Raw genomic sequence first — 18631 nt, forward strand, 5'->3', positions numbered from 1 at the left:
TATTGACGATGCTGAAACAAAGAGTGAGGCTGGCCCTAGTCGCGGGGCAGTTTGCTGACGTTGATTTTCGAGCCGGGCTTCAGGAACTTGTTAGCCATGGCTGCCACTTGCGACGGCCGCATCGAAATCTCGAGGCCCGTACGCGTGTCCACTACATCGGAACCCACAAAGTTTCCGTACTGGAGCAAGTCCCGAATCAGAGCGGCATGCCGCGCCTCTACCGACACAATCTTGCCCGCCAACCCTAGGTAAACCGGGTTGCTGATCAGCGGACCCGCACCATTGTAGGCAGATACCCCCAGATCCTCGAACGCCATAGCGGCGCCAAGCACGCTGCTGCGGCTACTAAAGTTGATGGAGGAGAAGTCGGGCTCCAGATCTTCGATCGGGGTCCCGCCATTGGTCGTAATACCCGTTTTCAGGAACTCGCGGTGAATCCGCTCGTGGGCTTCCAAATCTTTCAGCGCGGCTCTTTCTGCCGGGGAAGCAGAGGCATAATACGGGCTGGCCAATACGGCCGCGTAGAAAGCTGCCTCCAGCTGCTCGAGCGCATACGCGAAGTTGAGTATCCCGAAATCCCCACTCCCTACGTTGACAACGCGGTTGTTGTCCTCTTTGCTGTCGCTGCTGGCAGCAGCACTCAACTCTTCATCGGTTAAACTGTCGTCGCAGCCGGCGAGTACCAGCCCGGTCAGTACAACTCCGGCCCCCGTGAAGCGCAGGAAAGACCGGCGCTGCAAGGGCGTATTCGACTTGTCCACTGCCCTTTCGAGTGCGGAGCTTTCTTCGAAAATCTCAGACATACAACTTGGATTTATAGATGAAAAAAAGTTACTAAGGCGAGCTACGTCCGCTGTCATGTAACCGGATTTATCAATCACTACAGATGCCCGAATTTTGTAATGAAGCTCTTATTCTTTTGATTTTTTTGAATAAAAACATAGTAAATATGATAATATTTTTATAAAACTACTCTTTATACCAGAGTATATACTTGTTTATTGCTCCTTACTTCATTGTGGCATCTATCTTCTGCGGTGTGCTCACGCTTCCATACTGAAGTAGCCATTCTCAACAAAGCTTTCCAAATGCCTTGAGTGCAATACCGTTAACTAATACAGGCCATTTTGCAGTGGTGGCAAGGATGCAACTCAATAAAATAAGTTATGCTTGCATAACATTTTATGCAAGCATACGTATTACCTTTGTATCCCAAACAAGCTGACTTGCACTCATATACATACATTGCCATGAAAAAGAGCACCGCTGCCATTTCTTCTTTATTGGTCCTTGGAGGCCTAGGCTCGCTGAGCTTCCTCGCAGCCCAAGTGCTGGACCTGAACCTGCATTTCGACCTTCGCGACGAAGAGGAACTGCACTTCTGCTAAGTGCTTCGAACTTTGCGATTTCAAAATAAACCCCGCCCTCGGCGGGGTTTATTTTGTTGGTAGGTGGAAGAAAGCTGGTTTCTGAATCAGCACTTTATGGAAGAGCTTTGAAAAAAAGCGCATCTATTCTCTGCTGTTTTCGGTACTTCACTTTCCGGCGGCTCACTCGGAGCCGCTCTTATCCTCTCACCTGCTGCCCCCGGCGGCGCTAAAAATCAGCGCAATCAGGATAATCAGCGAAAATCAGTGATTTATGAATCTGAGCAGTCTTAAGGACCAGATCAGCTACATCATCGGGCGCGACTTGGCCCGTAACTTCGCCCAGCAGGGCCTTGATCTGGACGTAGAGGTGCTGGCCGCTAGCATGCAAGAAGGCCTAAACGGCGAACCAAGCCGCCTTACCCAAGAGCAGATGCAGGCTGCTATGCAGCAGCTGCAACAGCAGATGGGCGGCGTTGAAGACGATGACGACAACCAAACTTCCACTTCTATGGGCAACAGTAAAGAAGAAGGCCAAGCCTTCCTGAGCGAAAACAAGAACCGGGCGGGCGTAACGACGCTACCAAGCGGCTTGCAGTACGAAGTAATAAGCGAGGGCACGGGCAAGAAGCCAACCCTCAGCAGTTCCGTCACGACGCACTACCATGGCACTCTTATCAACGGCAACGTGTTTGATAGCAGCTACCAACGTGGCCAGCCCGCTACCTTCCCCGTCAACGGGGTTATTGCCGGCTGGACAGAAGCGTTGCAACTGATGCCAGAAGGCTCGAAGTGGCGCCTCTACATTCCGTCGGAGCTGGCCTATGGCCGGCGCGGTGCTGGCCGCGACATTGGTCCCGACACCGCGCTCATTTTCGACGTGGAGTTGCTGAAAGTAAACAACTAAGCTAATTTGAAAGCCTCGCCCGCCGTTTCCTCTTTCACCCCTCCTCGTTGGGTATGGACGACTACGGCTGGCGGGGCTTTTTCAAGTATGACAGATTCTACGCCCGGTCCTTCTGATGCTAATCTACCGCCCCCGGCGGGCGTACAGCTACCTGAATCAGCCGAGGCAGTTCCCGCTTATTCCGAGCCAACGGCACTTCCTGCCGAAGCAACTCCTATAACTGAAGCGCCGGATCCTTTTTTGCTGCCAGCGCCTCAGCAGTTCGCGGAAGTACGCAGTGCCGACGGCCGCCTGGTTCTTACCAACGACCAGTTGCAAATCAACGGGCAGGCTTTTGGCTGGTGGGAGTTGGAAGGAGCGGATGTGCAGCGGGTCCGGTGGTTGCTGTGGCTCCTGTTGGGCGGTTTTACGCTGGCTGGGTTCCTGCTGGGCTTCCTCCAGAACTGGCTGCGCACCATGCCGGCGGCCCTCGGCATCATGGCGGGCGCCTTGTTGCTGGCTCTAGGGCAGCGCGGTACTAATCGTCTGCGCCTGTACCGGTTGGGGCGCGAAGCCACCCATTTCGCCTTGCCCGGCGAGTTGGCTCCTTGGCAAAAACTAACCGCCGAGGCTAACCGCCGTATCCGGCAGCGCCACCACGAGGCGGCACAGGCCGCTACGGTTGCCCTGCTGGCCGCCACTTCTCCTTTTCCTGATTCACCCTCTGTTTCCGAAATGGGGTACTAGCTAGTCAGTTCCCGGCTGTTCCTACGCAAATGTGCCGGGCTTTTGGTTTGAGCGCCGCCCGCTACCTTTGGGCGCTTTATCACCAGTTTACAGGTAGCCTCTTTTTTCTCTTTTCTCCACACATGGACGCCAAACACCAGCACACCGCTATTTCCACAGCGGGCTTGCTTATTGCCCTGGGCATCATTTACGGGGATATTGGCACATCGCCACTCTACGTAATGAAGGCCATTGTGCCGGAGCAAATTAGTCCCAGCCTGATCTACGGAGGTATCTCCTGCGTCATCTGGACGCTTACGCTCCAAACCACTATCAAGTATGTGCTGCTCACCCTCAATGCCGATAACAACGGGGAGGGGGGCATTTTTTCGCTTTACGCCTTGGTGCGGCGGCGGGCGGGCTGGCTTACTATTCCGGCCATTATCGGCGGTTCGGCTTTGCTGGCCGACGGCGTGATTACGCCGCCCATTTCGGTTTCCTCGGCTATTGAGGGACTGGAAGCGGTGTACCCCACCCTCCCAACGGTGCCTATTGTCATCGGTATTCTGCTCGCGCTGTTTTTGCTGCAAAGCTTTGGCACTCAAATCGTAGGCAAGGCTTTTGGGCCGATTATGCTGATCTGGTTTACGATGCTGGGCGTACTGGGTGTTTCCTGGATTGTGTTGCAGCCCGCCATCCTGAAAGCCTTTAACCCGTATTACGCCTACGACCTGTTGGTGAACTATCCGGGCGGTTTTTGGCTGCTGGGCGCCGTGTTTCTGTGTACTACCGGGGCCGAAGCGCTCTACTCCGACCTGGGGCACTGCGGCAAAGGCAATATTCGCATCAGCTGGATATTTGTTAAGACCACGCTGCTGCTCAACTACATGGGCCAGGGCGCTTGGCTGCTGAGCCACCAGGGCGAGCAGCTCAACAAGCGCAACCCGTTCTATGAGTTGATGCCCGAGTGGTTCCTACTCATCGGCATCGGCATTGCCACCATTGCCGCCATTATTGCGTCGCAGGCGCTTATTACGGGCTCGTTTACCTTGGTGGCTGAGGCTATCCGGCTCAATATGTGGCCCAAGGTGAAGCTTAATTACCCCACCGACGTAAAAGGCCAACTCTACGTGCCGAGCATGAACCGGCTGCTGCTTTTTGGCTGTATCGGGGTAGTGCTCTACTTCCAGCGGTCCGAGAACATGGAAGCGGCGTACGGCTTGGCCATTACCCTGACCATGCTCATGACCACGCTGCTGCTCACCATGTGGCTGCGGGCCAAACGGGTGCCACTAGTAGCGGTGGTGCTGTTTGCCGTGCTGTACGGCCTGATTGAAGGGGCGTTTTTGATTGCCAACCTGGTGAAATTCCCGCATGGCGGTTGGGTATCCCTGGCCATTGGCGCTACGCTGGTAGCCGTGATGTACGTGTGGCTGCGGGCTTTCTATATTAAGCGCCGCCTCACGGAATTTGTGAAAATCGACCCGTATATGGAGGCCTTGAAAGAGCTTTCCAACGACGAATCAGTACCAAAGTATTCCACTCACCTTGTGTTCATGACCTCGGCCGAGCGGGCATCCGAAATCGAGTCCAAGATCATCTATTCCATCTTCCAGAAGCGGCCCAAGCGGGCGGATATCTACTGGTTTGTCCACGTAGACACCACTGATGAGCCGTATACCATGGAATACAAGGTGGTGGAGTTGGCTCACGACGATGTGTTTCGTATCACGTTCCGGCTCGGCTTTCGGGTGGAGCAGCGCGTTAACCTGTACTTCCGCAAAGTGGTAGAGGACCTCGTGCGCAACAAGGAAGTGGACATCACCTCGCGCTACGAGTCGCTAAGCAAGCAGCACGTTACCGGCGACTTTCGCTTCGTAGTGCTCGAGAAGTTCCTGTCGGTTGAAAACGAATTCCCGGCCATCGAGAAACTGGTGATGCAGGCTTACTTCTACATCAAGCAGTTTATCGCCTCCGAAGACAAGTACTTCGGCCTTGATACCAGCTCGGTGAAAGTCGAGAAAGTGCCCCTCGTTATTACCCCCGTCCGCGACGTAGCGCTGAAGCGGATTTCCTAAGAGAGGAACTGATTATGGAATTGTTGTGGTGCATCTGTAGCATGTAACTCGGCAGGCTTATTCATACTTAATCCAGTGATACAATAAGCCCTTGGCACCTTACTTGGTGTCAAGGGCTTATTTTCTTTGAAGCTATTTACTGCAAGGAAAAGAATTGACAAGAAATTCGGTTTTACATGCTTTGTCAGCTTACCGCTACGGTGCGTTTGCTCTCTTAGTCAGCCACTATTTTACTGCTTAAGAAACCACTTAATTGCTTGCGTTTGATGTCGGTTTTGCGTCCCTTGGAACTCGTCTTTCATTCCACACCCAATAACCACAACCGCATGCATACTTCTACCTTTCCAGCAGCGCTACTAGCGTTGCTGCTAGCCAGCTGCCAGTCCCCGACCGATGAACAGCTTGCCCCGCAGCCTACTCCCGACCCCACCGAAGCGCTCAGCAGCCAGCAGCTCGACGCACAAATTATAAACACCCTGCGCGAAACCGGCCAGTTCGACTGGAACAAGGCTACTGCTCATTTCGTGTGGAGCGCACTTACTCGCTCCGATTACGTGCTGTCGGTGGGCTACCAGCCTGCGGGCTGCACCGGGACACTTCCGGCCGATGCTGCCGGCAGCTCTGCCTGGCAAGAGGCGCGGGCGCAGGTGTTGGCTTTGATTCTAGCTGAAGAACGCAAAGCGCGGCCTGAGCTGACGTTGGCGCAACTCACGGCTTATGAGGAGAAGGTGTTGCCGGTAGTGGATGTAACCGTGCGGCAGCTAAGCACTATTAAGGCGCTGCGCGCCTCGAAGCTGGTACGCTACGCCGAGCCCATGGGCTACGAGCCCAACCGCCCCACCGATGCCGCCAACAAAGGAGCCTCCTCACTCAGTAGCAGCGGCTGCGGCAACAACGTAGCCATGCCCGGTCTGCTCCCTAACGAGGACTTCACCGTGCTGCCGGGCGGCAGCAAATCTTCCTGGAACCAAGCCAACCAGTACCACGGCATCCGAGCGGCCTGGAGCCAAAGCACGGGCCAGGGCATTAAGGTGCTTATCATCGATACAGGCTGTTCGGCTAATCAGGAAAACCTTGGTGCTGCCTTCAACCAAGGCCAAAGCACCGGCCGCACCGTGGAGCGCCTGGTAACGCTGCCCCGCACTACCTTTCTCGGCATCCCGACTGGCCCGGTGGAAACGCCCGACGATGACTGCGGACACGGCACTAGCATGGCCGGCGCCTGCGCCGCCCCCCGCGGCACCGATGGCGCTTCGGTGGGAGTAGCTTACAATGCTAACCTGATTGTCGTGCGCGCCGCCGAAGACGTGTTCCTCGATGGCAGCCGCGAAGTGAAGGGCGTGGCCGACGCCTACATCCTGGCCGGCAACCGCCCCGATGTTCGCATCATCAGCATGAGCATGGGCCGCCTCACCAGCTCCGGACAAATGACCGATGCCATCCACTACGCCTATACCCGCGGCAAGCTAATCCTCTGCGCTGCCGGCACTTCCTTCGACTGGTCGGCCGGGCTGGTTGGCGTCATCTACCCTGCTTCCCTGCCCGAAGCCGTAGCCGTTACCGGCGTCAAAGACAACCTCACCACCCGCTGCGACGAATGCCACGTGGGGGCCGATGTAGAGTTTTCGGTGGTGATGCAGCGCAGCAGCAACGACCTGCGCGCCCTTACCCTAGCCATGGACGGCGACGACCCAAGCACGGTAGGCGGCTCTTCGGTAGCCACCAGCAGCATGGCCGGCATGACGGCTCTGGTTTGGTCGCGCTACCCCACCGAAACCCGGGCCCAAATCATGAGCCGCCTCGTGGCTGCCAGTTCCAACCGCAACGCCCGCAGCAGCAGCTTCGGTTGGGGCCGCGTGAACGTAGCCGCGGCCGTAGGGGTGCCGTCGTTGTAGTGCGCTAGCTACTTATCGGCCCTTCCAGCCAAAGAGAATGGCGCCGCCTTAGCTCAGACTTCATCTCCGATAAAACCAACTTACCTGCAACAAAAAGCCCCGTCCGGAATCCGGACAGGGCTTTTTGTTGCAGGTAAGTTGGTTTACTTCACCTTTATCCACTTGTTCAATACAGCCAGCTGCTCGGCCGTAGGGCTGGCAACTTGCTCGATGCGGTAGCGTACCGCCGTGCTAGCTAGCAGCGGGAAAGTTAGCTCCTTGAGCTGGCCATCGCGCGAGACGATCATCTTCACTTGCGAGCCAGCGGCGCGGCCCACCAGCAATTTGTTGGGGTCGTCGGTGAGGCGGTTGCCATCGAGAGCCAGCAGTTCGTCGTTCACGTTGAGGCCGCCCTGCCAGGCACTGCCATTGCGCAGCGTGTTGGTTACGGTAAGCTTGCCGCCGGTGGTGCTGACCGTGGCGCCAAGGGCGGCATCGGTGGAAACCGGGGCGGTGGTTAAATTGAGTCCTGCATAGCCGAGCACGGTGGCATAAGGTAGGGTTTCGGTACCGTAGACGTAGCGGCGGAAGAAGTCGTCGTAGCGGCGGCCGGCTACTTTGGCTACGGCAGCTTGGTACTCTTCGTCGGTGAAGCCGCGCTTCTTTTTTAGGTAGTACTCGTCGTAGAGGTAGCGCATCACGTCGTCGAGACGCTTCTGGCTTTTGGTTTCGTTGATGATCATCAAGTCCAGCATGGCCCCGATCAGCTCGCCTTTGTTGTAGTAGCTGATGCCGGTGTTAGCGGAGTTTTCGTTGGGGCGGTAGCCCTTAATCCAGGCATCGAAGCTGGACTCGGCAGCCGACTGCACCTTATTGCCGGGTGTATTTTCCACCTGCGTAATACCGTTGCTGGTATCGTTTAAGTACGCCTCGGCACTCACAAAGCCGGCCCGCTGCACAATCTGGTCGCCAAAGTAGCTGGTGCCGCCTTCGCTCACCCACAGCATATGCGTGTAGTTTTCGTTGTCGTAGTCGAACGGACCCAGCGCAATGGGGCGAATCCGTTTCACGTTCCAGAGGTGGAAATACTCGTGGGCCACCAAGCCTAGAAAGCCTTTGTAACCCGCCTCGGTGCTGTAGGCATTGCGCGAGGTGGAGAGCGTAGTGGAGTACAAGTGCTCGAGGCCGCCGGTACCCCGCTCGATGTTGTGCACGATGAACACGTACCGGTCCAGCGGGTTCTGGCCCACTACGCGGTGGGCCTCTTCGCATACCCGCTTCATGTCGGCCATTAGTTTGGCTTCGTCGTATTTGGCGCTACCAAACATAGCCACGGTGTGGGGCGTGCCGTTAGCCTCGAAGCTGAGCACTTTGTGGTTGCCTATTTCTAGGGGCGAATCGGCCAACTCATCATAGCTGGAAGACGTGAAGGTAAACTGGCCGCCGGCAGGCTTCAGACTGGTACTTACCTGCGTCCAACCCGTAGCTGGGCGCACTTCTAAGGTGCTGGCTAACTGCTGGTTTCCGTCGGGGTACATAAACACGCTGGTGCCGTTGACATAGCCGTGGGCGGCGTCCACGAAGCTGGTCCGCACGCTCAATTCATAGGCATACACGCTGTAATGCACCGTGAAGTCTTTGGCTTTGGGGTGATATACCCGCCAAGTGTTTTTGTTGATTTTGTCGATACGCAGCGCCTGACTGCCGGCTTTGGCCTCGAAGCCTTCTACGTTGCGGGCGAATTCGCGCACGAGGTAGGACCCGGGCGCCCATACCGGCATTTTCAGGTCGGTGTACTGCTTGCCGAAGCCACTGAGGCTCATGTCCACTTCGAAATAGTGCGTCTGCGGGGCCGGCATGGCCAGGGTGTAACGCAACGTAGCGGCGGCCTGCGCTGGGCGGAACTCACTCAGCAGCAATACCAATCCTACCGCAGCCAGCAGTCGGAAACGAGAAAACATCATGCGAAAAAATAGATAAGTGAAATGTACTGCGCTGATAAGCTGGGGCCTACCAATTGCCGCAAAGAACGGGGAAAACCATTAAGGGCTGCAAGGATGGACTCGGTTAAAAATTTGGTTTGCTTGTCGACCTTACCGGCTGGGCTGGTGGGTCCTTGGCTACAAGCCGTGGTCTGCGGATACCGGAGCAGCCTCCTAAACCTGAGCACCCTGACCAAACTTGATCAGGGTGCTCAGGTTTAGGAGGCTGCTTTTAATTGATCTAGTTTTCGCGCAGCAGCAAGGGCTGGGTGGCAAAGAAACCGTCAGGTCCTTCCAGGCGCAGCAAATAAAGGCCAGCCGGGTGTTGACCTATTTCCACGGGCACGTTGCTGCCAACAGCAGCGGGCAAGGGCTGCGCGAAGACGGTGCGCCCAGTGGCATCAAGCAACGATAAGCGCAGGTTTATGCGCGGGGCGGCACTTGGCAGGCGAATGGTTAGAGTCAGGTAGGCCGGGTTCGGATACACGCCCAGCACTGAACGAGCAGCAGGCGAACCAGTGCCCATAACAATACTCCCGTTCAGACGGGCTACGTAGACAACCCGGGTCCGGGGCGGAACAGTGAAATTAGTGAACGTGCCAACAACCATAACTTGGCCGTTGCGCTGCATAGCCATATCTAATATCGTATTATCCAGCCCTTCGGTATCCCCAAAGCTCGGGTCGAGGGCACCATTGCTATGCAGTAAGGCAATATTGCGGCGCTGAGTACCATTGTAGGTGAGGAAGCCGCCGGAAACTAGTATCTGGCCATTAGGAAAAAGGCGCAGGTTATAGAGTGCTCCGTCAGAGCCAGTGCCCACAGTAAAAGTATTATCGAGGGTGGCATCTGCATTCAGACGCACAATGGCCCTCCGCGACACGCCGTTGTAGGAGTCGAAGGTACCCACGCAAAGAATTTTGCCGTCCGGTTGCAGTACCATTTTGTGTACTCGCGCATTGAAGGAGGTACCGGCAGGCACAAAGCTGGTATCGAGGGTGCCATCGGCGTTGAGGCGGGCAAGGTTTCTGCGGGCGTTGCTGGGGTTGGTGCATGTCCCGATGCAGATGAAAGAGCCGCCAATCAGGTATTTGCCGCTGGCTAGCGGCACAATGGTATAAACGCTACCATTAATTTCGTTGGTGCTGCTGGCGGCAAAGGTCGGATCGAGGGTGCCGTTGGCGTTGAGCCGGGCTATTGCTATGCGGCGCACGCCATTGTAAGCACTGAATTCGCCGCCTACCACAATTTTACCATCGGTTTGCACGACGATAGTCTTCACCGGGAAGTTGAAGCCGGTTCCAGTAGTGAAGGAAGTATCATAGCTGCCATCCGGGTTCAGGCGCAAAATGCGGTTACGGGTCGTACCATTGAAGTCTGTGAAATCTCCCCCGACCAGCAGTTTGCCATCCGGCTGGAATACCAGCACCTCTGGCTTTAAAAAAGAGGCCGAGAAGCCCGTACCTGGGTCGAAGCTTGTATCGACGGCGCCGGTGGGCAGCAAGCGGGCAATCTTCCGGCGAGTTGCGCCGCCAATCGTACTAAACAAGCCGCCCACAATCACCTTACCATCGGGCTGAACTGCCACCGCCGATACTAGGTCGTTGGTGGTAGTAGCAGAGTTAAACGAAGCATCCAGGCTGCCTGGCTGTGCCCGCAGCTCTTTACCTCCCAACGCACACAGCACAATAAAAGCCAGGAACCGGTACAGATACACCATCGGGAGCGGGAATAAAAGTGAATTACTGAGAATAATATGTCGGCACACGCAGGCAGTGGCGCACGAAGTGGCACTTTCAACTTGGTGTGGCGAGGTGCCACAACGCACATGCTTACTGTTTGGTGAGAACCGCCGTGCTGCTGACGCCCGACGTGAACGGTGAGTTGGAGGAGATAGTAATCGTCCGCTCGTCCTGGCTGACCGTGAGCACCGAGTTAGGGCTCATCCGAACCTCTGCTACTCCGGTAGTGGAGTTACCCGTGAGCCATAAAATGGAACAGCCGTACACGTTGTTGCCGCGGCTCACCACCTGCGTGATGTAAGACCCCCCGATGCCGATTAAACCTTTTTGGAGCGCATTGTAAAAGGTTAGCTTGTCAGTGACAGGCGTAAAGCTATTGAAAACAAAGCCTGACATGTTGCCTCTGTACACAATGGTATTAGAGGGGTTAGACCACAGACCATTGAAGGGATGACAATCGGTTAAAATTCCTAGTGGCCTGAAATTTAACTCGTTGCCATAATAGGTGATACCGGCCGTAGAAATTGCATATGCTCGCACATAGTGCCTCGTGCAAGCCAGCAATCCATTGAGGTTGGTAGTATAGGTGCCGTAGGGCGCGGGAGCCATACCGAATACAACCACTTTGGTATTGGCCGTGGTAGGATTAGGGCTGAGACTATAGCAAAAGCCTTTTTCACGCAGTACAGCCGTACCCGTGGCCGTACCTTTCACGGAAACAAACGTTTGATATACGTTAACATCGTCCGTGGTGAGTGACACCGTGCCGGTTGGAGTAGTGAAGGTCACCTGGCTACCGTACACGGCGGTGGTGGGGCCAGTCAGGGCATAAGCCCGTAGGTAGTACGTGGTGCCGGCTACCAGCGTCGTTACGTTGCTAGCAATGGCCCCAGGGCCAGCCCCGGCCTGCGTCCGGTTCCCACCGATAGTGGGGTTGGCGGTGGTTCCCCAGCACACGCCTTTGTTGGTGATACTGCTTGTACTACCTCCACTCACGCTGCCCGTCAAGGTGGCCGAAGTAACAGCTATGTTGGTAGGCTGGCCCGTCACGACTGTAATACTGGCAGGGCTGCCGGCTGCTGTTGTAAAGCTGATGGTGTTGCCATACACAGTGCCGGCGCCGGTAGTGGCGTAGCTGCGGGCAGTGTACGTGGTGCTGGCCAGCAAATTGGTAAGCGAACCTGTGAAGCTGCCAGTACCGCTGCCCACCAGCACCCGGCTGTCCGATACTATGGGCACCGAGCCAGTAGCCCAGCAGATTCCCCGCTCCGTAACAGTGGCCATACCGGTTATGCTGCCTGCTACCGTGGCCGTGCTAGCCGTAATGGCTGTAGCGGCGCTGGTAGTTAAAGTCAGAGCTACCGTGGGAGAAGTTGTTGTAAAGCTTACCTGGCTGCCGTAGTAGGTGTCGGTGGCACTCACGGCATACGCGCGGGCATAGTACGTAACGCCGCCCTGCAAGCCCGCCAGGCTACCGCTAAAAGCGCCTGCTCCGCCGCCATTGCTGGTTTTGAAATCAGTTGTGGTAGGATCGGCCGTAGTAGACCAGCAAATGCCGCGGCTGACCACTGCTTCGGTGCCGCTGACGCTGCCAGCCACCGCGGCAGAGCTAGTCGTAATAGCCGTTACGCTGCCTGTACTTACGGTGAGAGGTGCTACACTCGGGACCAGCGTCTTCAACAGAACATCATTGCTGTAGTAAACTGCGCTATCCCGCCCAGTAGCAAATGCCCTAACATGATAGGAAGTGTTAGGCGCAAGCTGCGTTAGTAAGGCCTCGAAAGGGTCGCCGCCTTTACCCCGGTATATAAAAAAGTCCTGTCGGGTCGGGTTTTCGTTGATGCTCCAACAGAAACCTTTGCTAGCTACCTCCATGGTTGGCTTATCAGCAAAACGAGCCAGTAACTTCGCTGATGTAGCTGCAATTTGAGTGGCCGGGTCAAGAGTGAGATTCACCGTTTGCTGGTTGCTAGGGTCTTCCTCCTCGTCTTTGCACGCAACTAAAACACCAAAGCCAGTTAAGAATAATAGTAGAGCTATTCCTCTTAGGCGATTACTCAACCAAAAATATTCTGCAAAGCGCGCAGATTTCGACATTCTGTAAAGAGATTTCATGCCCTTAAATGAGAAATTATATAAATGGTGTATCAGCCAAAGGTGATACACTTACGCAAAGCGCACAATACCTATATCTAGGTATTTTTGTACGGATATAATTTTTAATAATATAATTTAAAGAAGGAACTAGCCGATATTTGTATGAATATTCTCTTTTTATGATATTTAATTCAATAGGATATCCAGTGGTATGTCATAATTCAACAGAATACCAGCAAACGGCAACGCACTATTAGTCAACTACTTATAGCTTCAACACTAACTACTTCCTACTCAACATCTACTCGGAGGCTATCCGAATAGGTGCTTAGAATAGTACTCCCAACTATTCTTCTTGAACCTCACTCGTACCTCCGCCGTTAGGGAGGCAACTGCTTGTTGCAGCAGGCTCCTGCTGCCTATAGTCACGGCGCGGCTTTGCTACGCTGGCGGCCGGGCCATACCAGCATCTAGCGTGGCTCTCCGTTGTTTCCAACATTTCCACCCTATGCGCTACATCTGGATAACCTTCGTTGCGCTGGCGGCTCTGATGATTGGCGTGTTTAGCTGGCCGAAGCAGCAACCCGGCAGTTCGTTGAAAAACCAACCCAACCGTGAGCAATTGCCAATGGAATCTGCCGTCTGGACCAGTAACCGCTCCGCCAAGCCGCTACCCGATAGTGTGGTCCGGTTTGCGATGCAACAGCTTGGCACCAACTATTGCTACGCCGGCAACACCCCCGCCACCGGCTTCGACTGCTCGGGCTTTGTGCAGTACGTTTTCAATCAGTTTAAAATAGAAATACCCCACTCTACTAGCCTACTCATTTCTGTGGGGCGCTCAGTGGGTCGTACTCAAGCCCGCCCCGGCGATATTGTGGTATTTACTGGCACCGCCGCCACCGCTACCACACCCGGCCACGCTGGCATTGTGGTGTCGGAGCCAGGCCAGCCGCTCCGCTTCATCCACTCGTCTTCAGCGCGCCGCGAATCCGGCGTGAAAATCAGCCAGGTAGAAGGCACAGACTATGAGCGCCGCTTCATGGATGTACGCCGGGTGCTGTAGAGTGAATGAGTGAAGTAGCCTACGGCGCGAATGGCGCATACGTCCGCTGATACAGGCTACTTCACTCATTCACTCACTTACTCATTCACTCTAAAAAGAGCGATGCCCGGACTGCCTATGCAAAACCTCAGTTGAGAGGCTGCTGGGCGGTCCGGGCATCTAATCCTTCAAATCTTACCGAGCGACGAGTCTGGGGTACAGCCCCGTCATCTTATGCGTAAGACCTTGCCAGAATGCGGGAAAAAGCCAAAGGGGGCGTTTTTCCGCGCGAAAGCTGTTGTTAAGCGCGTCCGGCGGTGAAGCGGACTACATTCGACAGGCTTGGCAGGATTTGTTTGGGACTAATAGACATTTTGTACCTCCTTTCTTTACGTTCGACATAACCCCGGCCGCGCCTCCCAGCACCTTAGGGCTGCTTGGGCGGGGCTGTAGCACTCACTACGGATGGTAAAGTTAAAAGCCTGAGGGATGGTTCAAAATTAAAAGGCCTTTTTTTACGCTACAGTGGGCCGTTTTGCGTCAGCCGCCTGAGGTTCAGCGACTTTATTTTGTCTGGACTGTTGTCTTTTAACCTGGCCTCAAACTTGTATATCTGCATTTTGGGGTAGCTGCACAGCATCCAATGCTTTTGTTGGAGTTTTCCCCTATCTTTTTCCCCACATACTCATTCCCACTCTTCTATTTCATGAAAAAGCTTCTCCTCCTGTGTCTCACCTGCTTACTAAGCTGCGTGGGTGTGGCTTCCGCTCAAACCCTTTCGCCACTTGGCATATGGACCAACTCCGAGAAAAAAGCCACGTTCGAAATCTACAAGTGTGGCGACAAGCTGTGCGGTAAGATCGTGACGCTGACTGTGCCCAACGACCCCGCCACCGGCAAGCCCAAAACCGATTCGCAGAACCCCGACCCGAAGCTGCGTAGCCGGCCCCGCCTCGGTCTAGTGTTCATGCAAGGCTTCGAGTACGACGAAGGAAACAAGTGGGACGACGGCAAAATCTACGACCCGGAGAGCGGCAAAACCTACTCCTGCTACATGAAGATGAACAGCGCCAATTCCATGGAAGTGAAAGGCTACATTGGCTTCTCGATGATTGGCAAATCGCAGAGCTGGACCCGGATCAAATAACCAGTCCATAATTATTTAGCGTATACATTAGCGACGTTCCTGCTCCGGCGGGGGCGTCGCTTTTTTACTATCTTACCCATCTCCCCGGCTTTGTCTTGGCCGATATTCGCTCTATCACTCTACGCTTTAGCTTTGAAATACTTCCTACTTAGCTACTTATTTTTTCTCCGGGGCCTAGCACCTGTCCTGGCCCAAACACCGTCGGCTACGCCGCCTCTAGGGGTGTGGGCCGACGATACTGGCGACTCCCATATTGAACTCTACCGCTGCGGCGAAGAATTGTGTGGGCGCTTGGTATGGCTGCGGCAACCTACCGACTCGAACGGCAAGCTCCGCCTCGACCAGCGCAACCCCAACGAGGAGCGCCGTAATCAGCCGTTGCAAAACCTAACGGTGCTTCAGCACCTACACCACAACCCCGACAACGACCGGTGGGAAGGCGGTGAAATCTATGACCCCGAAAACGGTCGCACGTACTCTTGCTATGTGAGTGCAGTGAGCAAAGACCGGTTGGAGGTGAAAGGCTACATCGGCTTCTCGATGATTGGCAAACCACACTACTGGCAACGGGTGAAATAAGCTTGCAGCGTCTGCTCTTACTTAGACCATCATCTTTTTTAATTTATTTTTAACGGAAGGCAAGCCCCGGCACGGAGCTTGCCTTCGGTATTTTACCCCTTTTTTAGCAATCTGAGGGGGTTTAATTGAGCAGCTGCCTGAAACCATTTGTCTCGGCTGGTGTTCTCCCTTCACATTGCATCCCACCTTGCATCCTTTCCTGAAACGGCTTCTTTCCTCACCTTCCGCCTCATCCCAGGCCGAATGGCGGCCCCTGCGACGCACTCCGGTCGAGCAGCGGAAACACGTGCAGTGGGTAGACGAACAGGTGTACCTGAATTGGGCCGGTCCGTACTTCAAAGCCTACCATTTCAGCAAAGCGGGTATTCAGGGACAAGGCCTGCGGGTTCAGCTGCTGGCGGAACAAAACCGGCAGGGTGCGGTATTTTTCTACGACCCTAGCATTGGGCCTGGCAACTTCCGCCACTTTTTCGACTTAATCTGCGAGCGGGTTACGGCCCTGGGCTACCACCTCTCTACCTCCGACCAGCGCATTCTGCACCACGAGCGTTACACCGAAACCATTGAGAAGCACTTCCTGAAGCCATTGCCCCGCGATTGTACCGACACGGGCCGTTGCCTCCAGCGCTTTGGCACGGTCACGGTAGACATGGTAAGCATTAACAGTCAGCCCGGGTTTATCCGCTTTACCAACAACCCCTACCAAGATGCCATTTTCACGCCCGCTCACTCCTTTGATGAGTTGATGTCTACTGTGCTCGACATGCCTCCTGCCCCGCCCGAAATACAAGCGCTTATAAAAAAGTATTACAAAGGTTAAGTTGTAAGGTAACGGAATAAGTGAACTGCGACGGCAAGTAAGCTCACGTACCAAGCTGATACCACAACTCAATAATTTAAGAGCCCAAAGCTGAAAAAGCCCGAGACGCTAAAGCATCCCGGGCTTTTTTGTTTAGTGGAGATGTCTCAGCAAGAGAACCATCTCTGTAGTACCCTATTCTTTACTCTCGCACGAAGCGAGCCAGTGAAACAGCACCATTGGGGGCCGTAAGGCGTAAATGGTAAAGGCCAGCAGCCAAAGAGCGGGTATCAAGCTGAGCCTTGAGCGGGTCAACGGTTTGCCGCAGCCATACGCGGCCGGTAGCATCGGTAACCTCGGCTACGGCACGAGTGGTCAGGTCGGCAAGCACGAGGGTTTCGCGGCAGGGATTCGGGTACACGGTGAGACGAGCCACGCGAGCCGCCGCAGTACTGCTCAGGATCAGGCCATTGTCGCGGGTGGTGGTGCCGGCGCCGTTCAGTATCCACTGATCGGGGTCGACTTCAATACTTGCTATCGTTTTGCTGACTGGTGCGCTGAACGAGGATACGAGCTGGCTTTGGCGGAGGCGTAAGGCCTGGGTGGTGTTGTCGGTGAACGTGAGGCGGTAGTCCACTTCGGTATCGAAGAAAGGAGTCACTGCGGGCATGCTCACGGTTTCGGTGGCTTGGAGGAAGAAATTCTGACCCACCTGGTTCCAGCGCACGTTGAACGTAGGATGCCCTTCGCCCGCAAACCACTGATTGAAAAAGTACTGTAGCGGCCGGCCGGCTTCTGCCTCGAAGATGCGCTGCAAATCAATGGTACGGGCTGTGCGGCCACTGTAGGTGGTTTGGTAGGTGCGCAAGGCGCGGAAAAACTTTACGTCATCGTTTAGCAGGTACCGCAACATGTGCACCACAGCCGCGCCTTTATTATAAGTGAGGCGCCCATTGAAAATGCGGTTCACATTGGTGGTGTCGGGCACCCGGACACTGCCGTCGGGGCTGCGCAAAACGTTGTTGTGCGCGGCATCCATCCATTGCCGGGCCGCAGTAGCCGACGAAAAACGGTTCAGCGAAAGGTACTCGCCGTAAGAGGCGAAGCCTTCATTTAGCCAAATATCTTCCCAGGAGCCGCAGGTCACGTTGTCGCCAAACCACTGGTGGAACAGCTCATGCGCCGTAAGAGTAAACGTGAAGCCGTCCTGGGTGGTCATGGTTTGATGTTCCATGCCGCCCCCAAGCGGGGCCATGCTGTGGCCGTATTTCTCGCTTGCAAACGGATAGAGCCCGACCAGGCTGGAGTAGTTTTCGATGAAGCCTGGGGTGCGGTCAATTTCAGTGCGAAAGTTGTTGAGCGCGGCTTGATTGTAGACGTAGTTAACAATCGGAATCTGGGGTCCGCCCGCGGGATTGGCGTAGTTGGTGTATTCTAGGTAAGGCCCAACGGCCACCGATACCAAGTAGTAGTCTATCGGCTTGACGCGGTGTTTCCATTCGTAGCGGCTCTTGCTGTTGGGCAAGAGCGTAACGCGTTGTAGCACACCATTGGACCCTACCTTGTTGGTGTTACTCGTAGTGACCCACACATCCAAGGAGTCGGCCTTGTCGGTGAGCACCTGCTTACAAGGCCACCACTCGTGGGCCGAAAACGGCTCGGAAAGGCTCCAGGTAACGTTGACGCCGTAGTTACTTACAAACCGAGTGCTTAGCGCATTGCCAATGGCGGCCGACTGCCCACTAGGAGCAGTACCCCGATAATAAACAACAGTGGTGAAAAGCGTATTGGCCGCCACCACCTGCGGGATAGCCGCCGTAACGTCGGAGCCTATCCAGTGCCAGCCCGCCGAGCGACGGCCATTCACCACCACCGAATCAATGGTATAGGCTGGAAAGAGCTCGAAGGCAACTGAATCGAGGGGCTGCTGGAGCGTCCGGGCTAGCATCCGCACGTTGCCGCTTACGTCGCGCGAATTATTTTCCAGGGCAATGTCAAGCTTGTAGTACTTCACATCGTAACGATCCATCTTTTGGCGATGCCGCACGGTAGTAGCAGGCTCACGCAGCGCAGCCTGCACATGGGCATTGGCGCAGCTAAAGGCCGCACTAGTTAGGTCAGAGGCTACTGATTGGCTGGCGCTGGTTTGTGCAAGCAGGTTAGGTGCGGTTAGCAATAAGCTAACTAGCAAGATGTAAAGACGTTGCATAACGTACCGGTGTGGAAATTACAGCTGTAAAAAACAAGGAAAGGTGGAGTAGGCAAGATACGCAGCCGCTGGCATTAACTAGGAGCTTGGCGCTATGGGT

General features: G+C 55.1%; 14 protein-coding genes. 9 read left to right on the top strand and 5 right to left on the bottom strand.

Features of this window, described 5'->3' with window-relative positions; translation table 11 throughout:
- Window positions 1-35 precede the first annotated feature (35 nt).
- On the bottom strand, window positions 36-803 hold the full coding sequence (locus tag VF639_RS16315) for a ferritin-like domain-containing protein (RefSeq protein WP_331146993.1): 768 nt from the start codon (window positions 801-803) through the stop codon (window positions 36-38).
- Between the two features lie 447 nt (window positions 804-1250).
- On the opposite strand from VF639_RS16315, the gene VF639_RS16320 reads away from it, so the two are divergent.
- The 5 genes from VF639_RS16320 (at window position 1251) to VF639_RS16340 (ending at window position 6952) form a co-directional block, all read left to right on the top strand.
- On the top strand, window positions 1251-1388 hold the full coding sequence (locus VF639_RS16320) for a hypothetical protein (protein ID WP_331146994.1): 138 nt from the start codon (window positions 1251-1253) through the stop codon (window positions 1386-1388).
- Between the two features lie 253 nt (window positions 1389-1641).
- Window positions 1642-2274 (top strand): BamJ family beta-barrel-assembly machinery protein, encoded by a 633-nt coding sequence (locus VF639_RS16325; RefSeq protein WP_331146995.1) that lies wholly within the window; start codon window positions 1642-1644, stop codon window positions 2272-2274.
- An 87-nt stretch (window positions 2275-2361) separates the two neighbouring features.
- Window positions 2362-3000: a hypothetical protein gene (locus tag VF639_RS16330; protein WP_331146996.1), complete on the top strand. Its 639-nt coding sequence runs from the start codon at window positions 2362-2364 to the stop codon at window positions 2998-3000.
- 122 nt (window positions 3001-3122) lie between these two features.
- Window positions 3123-5057 carry a KUP/HAK/KT family potassium transporter gene (locus tag VF639_RS16335; protein WP_331146997.1) on the top strand — a complete coding sequence of 645 codons (1935 nt, stop codon included), beginning with the start codon at window positions 3123-3125 and terminating at the stop codon, window positions 5055-5057.
- Between the two features lie 326 nt (window positions 5058-5383).
- Window positions 5384-6952, top strand: a complete 1569-nt coding sequence (locus tag VF639_RS16340) for a S8 family peptidase (RefSeq protein WP_331146998.1) — start codon at window positions 5384-5386, stop codon at window positions 6950-6952.
- Window positions 6953-7095: 143 nt separating this feature from the next.
- Here VF639_RS16340 and VF639_RS16345 read toward each other — a convergent pair whose 3' ends face one another.
- From VF639_RS16345 to VF639_RS16355, 3 genes are all read right to left on the bottom strand, one after another.
- A complete protein-coding gene (locus VF639_RS16345) occupies window positions 7096-8895 on the bottom strand; it encodes a M61 family metallopeptidase (protein WP_331146999.1) in 1800 nt (599 codons plus the stop codon).
- A gap of 259 nt (window positions 8896-9154) precedes the next feature.
- Window positions 9155-10633 (bottom strand): hypothetical protein, encoded by a 1479-nt coding sequence (locus tag VF639_RS16350; RefSeq protein WP_331147000.1) that lies wholly within the window; start codon window positions 10631-10633, stop codon window positions 9155-9157.
- A gap of 112 nt (window positions 10634-10745) precedes the next feature.
- Window positions 10746-12611 (bottom strand): hypothetical protein, encoded by a 1866-nt coding sequence (locus tag VF639_RS16355; RefSeq protein WP_331147001.1) that lies wholly within the window; start codon window positions 12609-12611, stop codon window positions 10746-10748.
- 649 nt (window positions 12612-13260) lie between these two features.
- On the opposite strand from VF639_RS16355, the gene VF639_RS16360 reads away from it, so the two are divergent.
- From VF639_RS16360 to VF639_RS16375, 4 genes are all read left to right on the top strand, one after another.
- Window positions 13261-13818 carry a C40 family peptidase gene (locus VF639_RS16360; RefSeq protein WP_331147002.1) on the top strand — a complete coding sequence of 186 codons (558 nt, stop codon included), beginning with the start codon at window positions 13261-13263 and terminating at the stop codon, window positions 13816-13818.
- A gap of 685 nt (window positions 13819-14503) precedes the next feature.
- Window positions 14504-14944 carry a DUF2147 domain-containing protein gene (locus tag VF639_RS16365; RefSeq protein ID WP_331147003.1) on the top strand — a complete coding sequence of 147 codons (441 nt, stop codon included), beginning with the start codon at window positions 14504-14506 and terminating at the stop codon, window positions 14942-14944.
- A gap of 132 nt (window positions 14945-15076) precedes the next feature.
- Window positions 15077-15523, top strand: coding sequence for a DUF2147 domain-containing protein (locus VF639_RS16370; RefSeq protein WP_331147004.1), 447 nt, complete (start codon window positions 15077-15079; stop codon window positions 15521-15523).
- A gap of 187 nt (window positions 15524-15710) precedes the next feature.
- Window positions 15711-16343, top strand: a complete 633-nt coding sequence (locus VF639_RS16375) for a hypothetical protein (RefSeq protein WP_331147005.1) — start codon at window positions 15711-15713, stop codon at window positions 16341-16343.
- Between the two features lie 181 nt (window positions 16344-16524).
- Here VF639_RS16375 and VF639_RS16380 read toward each other — a convergent pair whose 3' ends face one another.
- Complete coding sequence (locus tag VF639_RS16380) at window positions 16525-18531, bottom strand: M1 family metallopeptidase (RefSeq protein WP_331147006.1); 2007 nt, start codon at window positions 18529-18531, stop codon at window positions 16525-16527.
- Window positions 18532-18631 lie beyond the last annotated feature (100 nt).

Source organism: Hymenobacter sp., from assembly GCF_036387835.1.
In the GTDB taxonomy this organism is placed as follows: domain Bacteria; phylum Bacteroidota; class Bacteroidia; order Cytophagales; family Hymenobacteraceae; genus Hymenobacter.